This is a genomic window from Alicyclobacillus cycloheptanicus, from assembly GCF_028751525.1.
GTDB lineage: Bacteria > Bacillota > Bacilli > Alicyclobacillales > Alicyclobacillaceae > Alicyclobacillus_L > Alicyclobacillus_L cycloheptanicus.
Genome location: NZ_CP067097.1, coordinates 2,297,468 through 2,310,417 on the forward strand (window position 1 = coordinate 2,297,468; position 12,950 = coordinate 2,310,417).

Consider the following 12,950-nt stretch of genomic DNA (forward strand, 5'->3'; position numbering starts at 1 on the left):
ATTATGATTATCATACTATCGTTGGAATACGTGTATCAAGCTTCAGAGAAATCGTCGATCTGTTTCTGTTGCACGATTCAGATTGATTTGGTTTAATAGGTGTAACGAAGTTGTACCAACTGAGTTACAGCATATGGGTGAAGGAGTGTTCGGGTACATGAATGTCGTTGTCAGAGCTTCGTTTACGAGTGCGTCCAGGTGAGCGCATGAATCATCAGGAGGTTCGGATTCGCGTCTGTGAAACCGATTTCCAGTGAACGTGCGCAACGCATCGCTGAGTCACACTGCGAGACGCGTCCCATACAGTAGGAGTTGGATGAATGAAGATTGTCGTGGGTATGACCGGTGCAACCGGCGCGATTTGGGGGATTCGCACGTTAGAGGTCCTGCGCGAGCTGGGCATTGAGTCCCATCTGATTTTAAGTAAATGGGCAGAGGCGACGATTGCGCTGGAAACCGCTTGGTCTGTCTCTGATGTGAAAGGCCTTGCTTCGAAGGTGTACGCCGCGACTGACCAAGCGGCCGCTGTGTCCAGTGGTTCATTTCCCGTAGACGGCATGATCATTGCCCCTTGCAGTATGAAGACGTTGGCGAGCATTCGCTATGGGCTGGCAGACAATCTCATCAGTCGGGCGGCCGACGTAACCATCAAGGAATCGAGAACGCTTGTCATTGTTCCTCGAGAAACGCCGCTGAGCGCCATTCACTTGGAGAACATGCTGCGGCTGGCTGAACTTGGTGTACGGATTGTTCCACCGATGCCGGCGTTCTACAATCATCCACAGACCATAGCAGACATTGTCGACCACACGGTGGCTCGAGCCCTTGACCAGCTGCACATTGAGTCCAACCTGACGCGGCGCTGGAAAGTGACGGAATATCACGATTGAGAAAATTCGATGACATTGGAAGCATTTTGTCCTATGCATGTAACTTGGTTACATTTTGTGCGACAGGCGGTTCGGGCGTTGGGTGTGACCGTTGTGGCAGGAGGAGGGATTGGCGTGCGGGTCATTGACTTGTCACAAGAAATTTTTAGTGGTTCTCCCGTGTATCAGGGACATCAACCCACCGTGGTACACCGATTGAAAAATGTCCAACAGCTTCCGGACGGGAAGTGGACGTTCGCCGTCAGCGGCATCTTCATGTCCGATCACTGCGGCTCTCATACGGATTCGTTTCAGCACATGGACCCGAACCCGGAGGCAAAGGCCATCCACGAACTGCCGCTCGACCTGTTTCAAGGGCTGGCAGTTTGTTTGGATGTCAGCGAAGCCAAGCCGGGAGACTTCATCACGGTATCCATGCTTGAGGATGCAGCAGAGCGCGCTGGCGTGGACTTCACAGGCCAGCACCGTCCCAAGATTGCATTGCTGTATACAGGCCACTACGGCCGCACGTTTCCATCGGCTGCGTATGGGAAGCTGCACCCCGGGCTCGATCGCGATGCAACCACGTGGCTGGCAGACCGGGGCATCGTCAACATCGGGATTGACTGCGCAAGTGTCGATGTCGAACCCAACAAAGGCGACGAGTGGAAGCCGGCGCACTCAGTTTGTCGGGAGCGCGGCGTCTTAAATACGGAAAATCTCGGAGATTTACGAGAGGTGGCGGGGCGGCAGTTTTGGTACACGGGCTTGCCGCTGCGCATTGTCAATGGAACAGCGGGGCCCATTCGTGCGGCGGCCATTCTACTCGACGAGGAGGATATGAACCTATGCAGGTATCTAGTGAATTTGAAGTAGCGTGCCCTCAACCGAAGGTGTTTGAGTTCGTCAGTACGCCGGAGAAGCTGGCGCAGTGCATTCCCGGATGCAGCGACTTGCAGGCGGTTGGAGAAGACACGTACAGTGCTGTTTTGGCGGTGGACGTTGCGTTTTTGAAACTGAAATTTGACGTCACAGTGCAGCTGGTGGAGGTGAACCCGCCCAGCCAGATTAAGGCGGTGATGGATGGCAAGCCGATGAAGCTGGCCGGAAAACTTTCCGGGAGTGTGGCGTTGAGCGTGTCCGCTGTCGACGAGCAAACCACTCGGATTCAGTATGTCCTCGACCAATCCATCACCGGAAAACTAGGCGGCATTGGACAATCTGTGTTTCGGGCCAAGTGCGAGGAAATGGGGAGTTTGTTCGCGGAGAACTTGAGCCAGCAACTCACAAGTTCCCAGGAGGCGATGTTGTGAACGCGTTTGATTTGAAGGAGCCTGAGACGCTGGAGGAAGCATTGGATTTGTTGGACACCGACGATCCGTCTGTCCGGTGCGTCGCGGGTGGTACCGCACTCATGCTGATGATGAAGTCGAAGTTGTTTGAGCCGGAGACGTTGGTCAGTTTACACCGCTTGCGGCCCAATCTGCGCGGGGTGCACGTGGATGACGGCGGCGCGCTTCATCTGGGTCCGCTCACCACCTTGCGCGAACTGGAATTATCGCCTGTCGTACAGCAGTTCAGCCCTGTGATACCGCGTGCTTTAAAGACGCTGGCCAACGTGCGTGTGCGCAACGTGGCGACGGTGGGTGGACACTTGGCGCATGGGGACCCACATATGGATCTGCCGCCCATCTTCATGGCGCTGGATGCGCGCGTGAAGATTCAGCGGGCAGGGGGTGTTCGTGAACTTCCCCTGTCGGAATTCTTGACGGGCTATTACAGCACCGCGCTGGACACCGGTGAACTGATTACGGAGGTCATTGTGCCGCCCGTACCGCAAGGGATGAACGGGACGTATTTGAAATTTACCGCCCTGTCTGCAGACGATTGGCCCATGGTCGGGGTGGCGGCGTTCGTGAAGGTCGACGGAGATACCATTGCGGACGCGCGCGTGGTCGTCAGCGCAGCGACCGAAAAAGCAACGCGACTGACGGGTGTGGAAACTCGCTTAGCCGGTGTGCGCGTGCGTGACGAGGTGTTGGATGATGCTGCGGAGCTTGCTGTGGCCAATTTGAAACCGCTCGCGGATATTCGCGGCTCATCTGCGTACAAGCGGGAGATTGTCAAGGTGTGCGTGCGCAAGTCGCTGAAGAAGGCTGCTGGGCTGCAACGCGAAGCATCAGGAACGGAGGGGTGACCGTGAGTCAGGTGTTAGAGCCGAGTCGTCCAGTGACGGAGGAGAAGACAGGTCAGGTCGGGCGTGCCGTGAAGCGATTGGAAAGTCAAGCCAAGGTCACCGGACGTGCGGAGTATATTCATAACTTGGAAGTCCCTGGGATGCTCCATGCCAAGGTCGTGCGCAGTACGGTGGCGCACGCCCGCATTGTGCGGGTGGATGTTTCTGCCGCCAAGGCCATGCCGGGTGTCTACGAAGTCGTGACCGGTCAGGATATTTTGCGGCTGATTCCGGATCCGTATTATGGGCCGGCCTTCCATGACCAGCCGATTCTAGCGATTGACAAGGTCCGGCATGTCGGGGAGCCCGTTGCCGTTGTGCTGGCCGCGGATGTCCATATTGCGGACCGTGCTACCGACCTCGTGGAGGTCGAATACGAGGAACTGGAACCCGTTTTTCATGAAGTCGAGTCGGCAAAGACCACAACCGCCATTGTGCACGATGTTATCCGGCCCGCCGGAACGTTTGCGGATTTAAAGTCGCTGAAACCGAGGGAAAAGACCAATGTCGCCATGGAGTACCACCTGCGAAACGGCGACATGGAGGCAGCCTTTCAAAAGGCCGATCACGTCTTTGAACACACGTTCCGCAGCCAACAAGTCAACCACTTGCCCTTGGAGCCGATAGTCACGGTGGCGCGCGTGACGGACACGGGCAATTTGCTGATTGAGACGGCGTCGCAGAGTCCGTCATTCGTCCGCATTGAAGTCGCTCGGCTGATGGGGTGGCCAGAGAATAAAGTGCGGGTTCGGACCGCGTTTCTCGGCGGCGGCTTTGGCGCCAAGCTCTATATTAAATTGGAAGCGCTAGTTGCGGCGTTAGCCTTGATTGTTCAGCGTCCTGTGCGGCTCAGCCTGACGATGGAGGAACAGTTCTACACCATTACGCGGCATGCAGCGACCGTGACCATCCGCACGGGTGTCACGAACGACGGAAAGATTGTTGCGCGCGACTGCAAAACGTGGTGGAACGGCGGAGCCTACGCGGACATCGGTCCGCGGGTCACGCAGAAGTCTGGATTTACCGCCGCGGGTCCCTATGACATTGAAGCCGTCAGCCTCGATTCCTACGCCGTGTATACCAACTTGCCGCCGGCGGGGGCGCTGCGGGGGTTCGGAATTCCACAGCTGGTGTGGGCCTACGAAAGCCAGGCGGACATCATTGCCCGCGCGTTGGGCATGGACCCGCTGGAATTTCGGCGGAAAAACTTGCTGCGCAATGGACGGCCGCATGCGACGGGCACCATCATGACCGATGTCGGCACGCATGAAGTCCTCGAGGAACTGGCGAGAAAGATGAATTGGGACGCAGATTTCGATCACGGTTCCGGCACGATTCGCCGTGGCCGCGGCATCGCGATCGGCATCAAGGCGGCGGTATCGCCGACGACGTCCGTGGCGTTCGTGAACTTGTACAGCGACGGAAGCTGCGGGTTGTACTGTGGCACGGTGGATATGGGACAAGGCTCCGATACGGCGATGGCCCAGATTGTGGCGGATGTATTGGGGCTGCACGCGGAGGACGTCCGTGTCATTCACCCAGACACCGATGTCACCCCGTACGACATGGCGACATTGGGGTCGCGTTCTACCTTTCATATGGGCAACGCGGTTCGACTGGCTGCGGAGGATGCAAGGAGGCAGGCGCTCGAACTGTGTGCTGCCCAAACCGGCCACCCGCCGGAGACGCTGACGGTGAAAGCCGGCGGGGTGCAGACACCGGACGGCTCGTTCTACACATACGGGGAGCTGCTCGCCAACCGGTTCGGTATGCAGGCGGGCAACATTCTGGGGGTCGGTTCCTACTTTCCCTCGTACAAAAAGCCGGATCCGCAAACAGGGATGTCGGAGCAAATCACGCCGTTCTGGATGGTCGGCGGCACGGGTGTCGAACTGGAAGTCGACACGGAGACTGGCAAAGTGAACATCACGCGTTTGGTCACAGTGGGGGATTGCGGCAAGGCCATCAATCCCGGCATCGTGAAACGGCAGCTGTCTGGCGCCGCCTTTATGCAGATGGGCTTTACGTTGTTTGAAGGCATGGTATTCGATGAAGGACAGGTCGTGAACGCCAGCTTCGCGGATTACAAGATTCCTGGGTTTTGGGATTTGCCGGAAACCAGTGAGGTGTCGATTGTAGAAGTGCCTCATACGAATGGCCCCTTCGGTGCCAAGGGTACGGGGGAAACCGGCTCGCTCAGCTTGTCGCCTGCCGTCGCCAATGCCGTTGAGGATGCCATTGGTGTGCGGATCTACGAAACCCCGTTGACGCCTGAGCGCATCCTTCGGGCATTGAAGGAAAAGCAAGGCATCGTGTGGGAGGAGGAGTAAGCATGGACTCGAAAACAATCCATTTTCGGCTCAACGGGCGGCCCGTCGCGCTGCAAGTGCAGCCGCATGAAAATTTGGTGGAAGCGCTGCGCCGTGGGTTTCAACTGTACAGCGTTCGAGAAAGCTGCGGGCAAGGTTTGTGCGGATGCTGCACCGTGAATGTGGATGGCGTCGCGGTGTCGGGGTGCTTGTACCTGGCGTCACGGGTGGACGGATGCGATGTGCAAACGGTAGAAGGGCTGGGGACCCTCGACGAACTGTCCCCTGTCCAGCAAGCGTTTGTGGAATGCGAGGCCTTTCAATGCGGGTTTTGCACACCGGGGATGGTGATGATGGTGACGCAGCTGCTGGAAGAGCACCCGCATCCAACGAACGACGAAATCAAGCATTACTTGTCGGGAAATCTGTGTCGGTGTGCGACCTACCCGGAAATTATCGACGCGGTGCACGCCGCGGCAAAGAAGTGGGCGAATCGCAAAGAGGGTGCGGCGCTCGCCGCGGCCGGCAGTTCGACGCCGGCACCATAAGCGCATCCGCGGAAAGGGGGAAAGTCTCATGGGGAAAGCCAATCCACTGGACCTGCGCAATTGGCTGGCCGACATGGAAGAAGAGGATGGTGTCCAGGTCGTTCGCGGTGCAGACTGGAACCTCGAAATTGGGGCGATCAGTGAACTGAATGTGAAGAAAACGGGGCACAAGGCACTCTTGTTTGACGATATTCCTGGGTATCCAGCGGGGTATCGCGTGCTTACCTGTACGACGAGCAGCCCGTCACGTCTGGCCTCCCTACTGCGCGCGCCGAAGGTGGCGGGTCACCACGAACTGGTGCAGTGGCTGCGCGGCAAACCGAAAGCGTGGGCGGCTCAGGCCGAAGCGTATCCGCCTGTCTCCGTCAGCACGGGGCCTGTCATGGCGTGCGTTGACGACAAAGACGCGGTCAACCTCTACAAGTTTCCCGCGCCGTTGTGGCACGAGCTGGACGGCGGCCGCTACATCGGCACGGGGTGTGCGGTGGTGACGAAGGATAGGGATTCGGACTGGGTGAATGTCGGGACGTACCGCATCATGGTTCAGGACGAGACGCATGTCGGGCTGGACATGGTTTCAGGCAAGCACGGACAAATCCAGTTTCAAAAGTATATGGCCGCGGGAGAACCGTTCCCCGTGTGCATTGTCATTGGCGCCGACCCGTTATGCTACCTGATTTCCGGCATCGAAGTGCCGTATGGCATCAGTGAATTCAACTACATGGGTGCGATTCTCGAGCAGCCAGTGGAAGTGGTTCATGGTGAGCGAACGGGGCTGCCGTTTCCAGCTGGGGCGGAAATTGTCCTGGAGGGTTGGATTTACCCGGGTGATGAGCGGCTCGAGGGCCCCTTCGGTGAATTTCACGGCTATTACCAGGCAGGGGCGAAGGTGGCACCGCTTGTGACGGTGGAACGCGTGTATTATCGCCGGGATCCCATCATCGTTGGCAGTCCGCCTGCCAAGCCGCCGAATGACTACTCTTATTCGAAGGCGGTGATGCGTTCGGCACTCTTGTTTGATGCCCTGGTTTCGGCGGGGGTGCCCGGTGTGGAATCGGTGTGGGCCCACGAAATTGGCGGTGCGCGGATGTTCACCGTGGCGAGTATTCGGCAGCGCTACGCTGGTCACGCCAGGCAGTGCGGCCATGTGCTGAGCCAATGCGGTGTGGCCGCGTATATGGGGCGGTACTCAGTGGTGGTAGATGAAGATATTGACCCTTCCAATTTGACGGAGGTGATGTGGGCGATTGCGACGCGCACGGACCCGGAAAAGGACATTGATTTCATCCGGAATGCCATGGGGTCAAAGAACGATCCGATGTCGGTGACGTACACTTCCAAGGCGATGTTCAGTTCTCGGGCCATCATCGACGCCTGCAGGCCGTTTGACCATCTGGATGATTTTCCGCCGGTTGCCGAGGCGAGTCCGGAGTTGCAGGCGCAAGTCAGGGAGAAATGGCGGGACGTCTTGCCGCTGTGAGCGGCGGCAGGACGCCGCCAGCGCGGCGGTTGTGCGGAGCCGGCGTGTGCGGCCGGTGAAGGGTTCGCGGGTGTGGTACCACCCAAATCGCAAAACACAAATGAGGAGGCGGTCCAAGATGAGCCAGACCGGTGTAGACGTCGCCGTGGTTACGGGACCATGGTACCGATCGGTCACTTCGAAACAGTGGCATGCGTTGGTCGCATCGAATTTGGGATGGCTGTTTGACGGCTATGAAACCTATGCTTTGATTTTGACGGTCGCCGTCGCGCTGAAACAACTGCTGCCTGCTGTGCAGCTGAAGGCGGTGCCGCTCTATGCAGGCCTTACGATTGGCTTGACCCTGCTGGGGTGGGGTGTGGGCGGGATTCTTGGCGGCATTTTTGCGGATTACTTTGGGCGCAAGAAAGTGATGATGTGGTCCATCTTGACCTACGCGTTCATGACCGGGATCAGCGCGCTTAGTTGGTCCTGGACGTCATTCATCATCCTTAGAATTCTGGTTGGCCTGTGCATTGGCTCCGAGTGGGGGACAGGAACCTCCATGGTGGCGGAAGTGTTTCCGATGAACACCCGGGCAAAGGCGGCGGGCATCATGCAGAGCGGCCTTGGCATCGGATTTTTCATTGCATCCCTGGTGTGGTTTTTTGTCGGAGGCGCTGGGCCGGGCGCATGGCGCATCATGTATCTGCTGGGTGTCCTGCCAGCCTTGGTGCTGCTGTGGTACCGGCGGAATGTGGATGAGTCAGGCAAGTGGGAAGAAGCCAACTCGCTTCGCAGCCAGATTCGGGAGAAACACACCCAAGGCATTTCCATTTCAGAAGAGGAACAGAAGTATGCGGCGTTCACCATGAAAGCGCTATTTTCCGATCCCGGCCTGCGGAAAGCAGCGATTCTTGGGCTGCTCATGTCCCTGACGACCACCGTCGGGTGGTGGGCGATTTCCTCATGGGTCCCTTCCTATGTTGGCTCGCTCGCAACAACACAAGGATTGTCCGCGACACATTGGTCGAGTTTAAGCGGCATGGTGTACAACGTCGGCGCCATTGTGGGGTACATCCTGCTGGGCTTTCTGGCGGACGTCATCGGGCGAAAGAAGACGTGCCTGATTTACTTTGGCCTATCGCTCATTCTTACGCCGATTTTGTTCCTGTGGGTCCATCAACTTGGCGCGGTCCTCTTCCTGACGGCTGTGAACGGACTGTTCACGCTGGGTCAATACTCCTGGATGCCCGTTTGGCTGCCTGAGTTTTTCCCCACACCGATTCGGGCGACCGGTGTCTCGTTTGTGTTCAATGCAGCGCGCTTTGTTGCCTTTTTGGGTCCGTTGTTTGCGGGGTACCTCATCACCTTGTTGGGTGGGTACAGTATCGCCGCCACGTTGATTGGACTGATTTACATTCTCGGCTTCGTGTGCACGTTCTTCTGCCGCGAAACGAGGGGCTTGCCGTTACCCGACTAGTTGGGGCAGGCGCGCCGTCGCGTGATGAGTTGACGTATCTCCGTCGCGAAAGGGGTAAGTTCAATGGTCGAACAGGAACCCAAGTCCCGTTGGTCGGTCTATCAATGGGCAATTGTACTCATGCTGCTCGCAGCGTTGGTTATCTCCGCCATTGACAGAGTGAATATTTCAATTACTGGTTCGTACTGGGTGAAGCATCATGAAATGTCCTCTGGACAACTGGGCCTGATTCAGTCGATTTTCAGTTGGTCGCTCACCCTGTTTTTATTGGTGGCCGGACCCATCATTGACAGGGTTCATCCGCGGCGAGCTCTGCCTATCGGTATGGTGATTTGGACTGTTGCCACCTGGTTGAGTGCGGTTACGTTGAGAATTCCGGTTCTTTCGGTATTTCGGGCACTTCTTGGCTTCGGTGAGTCGGCGCTGCTTCCGGCTGCGCCCAAAGTCGTTGTCGAGACGGTTCTCCCGAAGGACCGGACCAAAGCCATCAGTGTCTATTTCACGGGGAATAAACTGGGCCCGACGATTGGGCTGCCGTTGGCTGCCGCGCTGCTGGTTGCGCTCGGCTGGCGATCGGTGTTTTATGTCACCGGTGCGTTCAGTCTCGCATGGACGTTGGTCTGGCTGCTGATTTATCGGCGTGCACGGGCCTCGGTCGCCGCAAAGGAACCATCGGGCGCCCGCACCGCCAATGTTTCGTGGGGCCAATTGTTTGCGTATCGGAGTACTTGGGCCATGATTGTGGGTCAATTCGGATACCTCTATGTGCTCTATGTGTTTTTGACCTGGATGCCGGGGATTCTCGTGTTGCAGCATCATCTGAGTATCGGCGCAAGTGGGTCATTGAGTGCTTTACCGTTTATCGTGTCGATTGTGACGACGATTCTCGGTGGATGGTTGGCGGACGCCTGGGTCAATCATGGTGGAAGCCGCACGGTGGTGCGTAAGACCATCATTGGCGGTGGGCTGTTACTGAGCACCATTTTTGTCACGATCGCAGCGTACAGCTCATCTACTGCAACGGTGATGTGGTTCCTCGTCCTGACGATGGCGTCCATGGGGCTCGTCACCGGAAGCGTCAACTCGCTGCCTATGGATTTGGCGGGTCCCGAAATCGTATCGTCGGTGAGTTCTCTCCAGAATTTCGGCGGGAACCTCGGTGCGTCGTTTGCACCGCTGATTACGGGCATGCTGTACGGGTCACTGCATAGTTTTCGCGTTCCGCTCATCATTACGGGCGGTGTTGCCCTCGTCGGCGCTGCAGCCTATGTCTTTTTGCTGGGGAGAGTGGAGCACACCTATCAGGTGAAAGACCACCCCGCGGCGCTTGCCGAACCCGTGACAGTGGAGTGACCCTGCGCTGTTGCACCGCGTTTGACGGGATAGACCAAACATCACCTATGTTCTTCCGGATGCATCCGCTGGATAGAACATAGGTGATGGCTTTTCACGACAACAAACGGACTGGACTGCCGTTTAGATAGGCTTCGATGTCTTCGACAACCTGCGTAAACCAGGCTTGATAGGTGTCTTGACTGACATATCCGATATGCGGCGTCGCCAAAACATTGGGCAGCGACCGATACGGGTGGTCGCTCGGGAGCGGTTCCACATCGAACACATCCAAACCGGCGCCGGCAATCAGGCCGCGTCGGAGGGCGTCCTGTAATGCGGCCTGGTCGACAATGCCGCTGCGGGAGGTGTTAATGAGATATGCGGTGGAGCGCATGAGCTGCAGATCGCGGCGGCCTATCAACCCTCTTGTGCGGTCGCTGAGTACCAGGTGGATGGTGACGAAATCCGCTTCGCGCAGGAGCGCTTCCTTCGAAGCAGCCAGTCGGGCACCCGCTGCGTTGGCCCGGTCTTCCGTCAGGTTTTGACTCCACGCGACGACCTGCATCCCGAAGGCAAGGCCGATTTGGGCCACTTGCATACCAATGCGGCCGAGCCCCAGCACACCCAGGGTTTTCCCTCGCAAGTCTGTGCTGACGGTACTTTGCCAGGGTCCGTTCCTGCGCAATTCCATGTTTTCTTTCACCAAGTTCTTCGCCAACCCCAAAATGAGGGCCCACGTGAGTTCGGCGGGTGCCCTCGAATGACTCTCCGTACCGCAAACGACAACCCCGTGCCGTTTTGCAGCATCCAAGTCAATAGACGCATTTCTCATGCCCGTGGTTACGAGCAGTTTGAGATTCGGCAGTCGTTCGAACAAGGCCCCATGAAACGGCGTCCGTTCGCGCATGACGACGACGATGTCACACTGTGACACGGCTGCGACGAGCGCATCCTCATCAGCGAAGTGCTGCTGAAAAGCCGTGACGCTGATGGTGTCTTCAATGGAGGACCAGTCGGCCATGGACAATGCGACACCTTGATAATCGTCGAGGATAGCGCACTGCAGCTTCATCAAATCACACTCTCTTCCCGTCCAATCTCCGCAATCACATCAATTTCCACCAGAATCTTTCGCAACGCTGCCCCGATGGTGGTTCGAGCCGGGTACGGTTCCTTGAAAAATTCACGGTAGACGGCGTTAAACGCATCAAAATCTTCAATATTCGCAAGATAGACGTTCACTTTGACCACGTCATCGAGCGTCGCCTGGGCGGCTTCCAGAACGGCCTTGACGTTCTCCAAGACTTGACGCGTCTGGCCGGATACGTCGGGTGGCATCTCCCCGGTCTGGACATCCACCGGTCGTTGTCCGGATACATAGATTCGATTTCGCGTCTTGATGGCCTGTGAATACGGACCCGCTGGCGCGGGGGCCTGGTTCGTGGAAACGGATTCTTTCAATGTTCATCATCCTCGCGTATAAAATCGTGATGCAACGTAGTTACGTGTAATCATGCCGTCAAAAATCAAAAAAATCAACATCTTCCAACCGTGCGCCGCGGGGCCTTCCCAATCTATCAGTGAGATGGGTAGATGGGGAATCATGGAATCTCTATTGCGGCTGTCGATTTCGATTGATATACTGATGTAACTTGGTTACGTCACATTAGGCGAGGGGAAGCAAATGTGGGTTTCGGTGCCGGTTCGTGATGAGGAGATGAAGTGGATTGAAAGCATCGGGGGCGCTTGGCGTCTCTCGAAGGACGGGTTATATCGGCAATCTCAAGTTGAATTGGCGCTCGTCACTGAATCCGCGTGGCGACAGTGGCAGCTGCCGCATCCACCAGCGCCCATCGTAACGTTGGACTCCGTAAATCGCGGCAATTTGTCCGAGGTTCTGCAATCGGGCGCCGAAGTAGCCCAGTCCACACAACGCAGACCCTGGGGAGCGGAAGTCGGATTTGTGCGTTTTCCATCCGGACTGCTCTTGGAAGTGACCGAGTCGATTGGAGGTTCGAAGGATGTCAACAAATAAGGAAGGTCCGCGCGCAGCGATTGGTTCTCATCAGCCTGCGCACATTGGAGAACTTCCCGAGGTGGACTTGGCGATGACGGAAGGCTGGGGTGACATCCCGGGTCTCTCGTCTACGATTTCCGATATTCTCGATGACTTGGGGTATCACCTTTGCGTGTCATGCACCGCCATGCCCGCACGCTCAACAGGGCGGTGCGTCGTCGGGCGAGCCGTCACACTGCGTTACCTGCCCGAACGGCGTGTCCGTGAATCCGCCTCGGATGGGCTGATTCATCAATCTGCACTCCAGCATGTATCCCCCGGAGACGTGCTGGTGATCGAAGGGGATGGCGCGGGGCAGTATTCCGTTTTCGGCGGCATGGCCGCACATCGAGCGGTTCAGCGGGGCATCGCGGGTGTCGTCGTGGATGGAGCCGTGCGCGATGTCGATCAAATTACCGATGAACAACTGCCGGTGTGGTCCACCGGCGTTACGTGTGTCACGGGGCGCGGACGTCTTCAAGGGGTGGGCATCAATGTTCCCATCCGAATTCAGCGTGTCCAGGTGTGCCCGGGAGACATCGTGATCGCGGATGACAGCGGCATCTGTTTTGTACCGCCCGAAGTTCTGCCGGAGGTTGGGCGGCGCCTCAATGAAATCTTGGCGGAAGAACGCCGCATTCTTGGGACGCGCTGA

13 protein-coding genes are annotated in these 12,950 nt (G+C 57.3%); 11 read left to right on the forward strand and 2 right to left on the reverse strand.

Annotated features, from left to right (window positions below; genetic code table 11):
• The first annotated feature begins 320 nt into the window (after positions 1-320).
• The 9 genes from JI721_RS10560 (at position 321) to JI721_RS10600 (ending at position 10,257) form a co-directional block, all read left to right on the forward strand.
• Positions 321-890, forward strand: coding sequence for a UbiX family flavin prenyltransferase (locus JI721_RS10560; RefSeq protein WP_274454841.1), 570 nt, complete (start codon positions 321-323; stop codon positions 888-890).
• A 114-nt stretch (positions 891-1,004) separates the two neighbouring features.
• The gene (locus JI721_RS10565) at positions 1,005-1,745 is read left to right on the forward strand and encodes a cyclase family protein (RefSeq protein WP_274454842.1); all 741 of its coding nucleotides are present in this window, start codon (positions 1,005-1,007) and stop codon (positions 1,743-1,745) included.
• On the forward strand, positions 1,718-2,182 hold the full coding sequence (locus tag JI721_RS10570) for an SRPBCC family protein (RefSeq protein WP_274454843.1): 465 nt from the start codon (positions 1,718-1,720) through the stop codon (positions 2,180-2,182). Before JI721_RS10565 ends, JI721_RS10570 begins: the two co-directional genes overlap by 28 nt.
• Positions 2,179-3,066: an FAD binding domain-containing protein gene (locus JI721_RS10575; RefSeq protein ID WP_274454844.1), complete on the forward strand. Its 888-nt coding sequence runs from the start codon at positions 2,179-2,181 to the stop codon at positions 3,064-3,066. Before JI721_RS10570 ends, JI721_RS10575 begins: the two co-directional genes overlap by 4 nt.
• A 2-nt stretch (positions 3,067-3,068) precedes the next feature.
• Positions 3,069-5,435, forward strand: coding sequence for a xanthine dehydrogenase family protein molybdopterin-binding subunit (locus JI721_RS10580; RefSeq protein ID WP_274454845.1), 2,367 nt, complete (start codon positions 3,069-3,071; stop codon positions 5,433-5,435).
• Positions 5,436-5,437: 2 nt separating this feature from the next.
• Entirely contained in the window at positions 5,438-5,962 is a 525-nt protein-coding gene (locus JI721_RS10585; RefSeq protein WP_274454846.1) for a (2Fe-2S)-binding protein, read from the forward strand.
• A 28-nt stretch (positions 5,963-5,990) separates the two neighbouring features.
• Positions 5,991-7,442: a UbiD family decarboxylase gene (locus JI721_RS10590; protein WP_274454847.1), complete on the forward strand. Its 1,452-nt coding sequence runs from the start codon at positions 5,991-5,993 to the stop codon at positions 7,440-7,442.
• 118 nt (positions 7,443-7,560) lie between these two features.
• Complete coding sequence (locus tag JI721_RS10595) at positions 7,561-8,904, forward strand: MFS transporter (protein WP_274454848.1); 1,344 nt, start codon at positions 7,561-7,563, stop codon at positions 8,902-8,904.
• A gap of 63 nt (positions 8,905-8,967) precedes the next feature.
• The gene (locus JI721_RS10600) at positions 8,968-10,257 is read left to right on the forward strand and encodes an MFS transporter (protein ID WP_274454849.1); all 1,290 of its coding nucleotides are present in this window, start codon (positions 8,968-8,970) and stop codon (positions 10,255-10,257) included.
• A 94-nt stretch (positions 10,258-10,351) separates the two neighbouring features.
• Here JI721_RS10600 and JI721_RS10605 read toward each other — a convergent pair whose 3' ends face one another.
• Both JI721_RS10605 and JI721_RS10610 read right to left on the reverse strand, forming a co-directional pair.
• Entirely contained in the window at positions 10,352-11,311 is a 960-nt protein-coding gene (locus JI721_RS10605; RefSeq protein ID WP_274454850.1) for a D-2-hydroxyacid dehydrogenase family protein, read from the reverse strand.
• A complete protein-coding gene (locus tag JI721_RS10610) occupies positions 11,311-11,700 on the reverse strand; it encodes a RidA family protein (protein ID WP_274454851.1) in 390 nt (129 codons plus the stop codon). The genes JI721_RS10605 and JI721_RS10610 overlap by 1 nt, the downstream gene beginning before the upstream one ends.
• Positions 11,701-11,923: 223 nt before the next feature.
• Between JI721_RS10610 and JI721_RS10615 the strand changes: the two genes are divergently transcribed.
• Positions 11,924-12,274, forward strand: coding sequence for a hypothetical protein (locus tag JI721_RS10615; RefSeq protein WP_274454852.1), 351 nt, complete (start codon positions 11,924-11,926; stop codon positions 12,272-12,274).
• Positions 12,261-12,950 carry an RraA family protein gene (locus JI721_RS10620; protein WP_274454853.1) on the forward strand — a complete coding sequence of 230 codons (690 nt, stop codon included), beginning with the start codon at positions 12,261-12,263 and terminating at the stop codon, positions 12,948-12,950. The genes JI721_RS10615 and JI721_RS10620 overlap by 14 nt, the downstream gene beginning before the upstream one ends.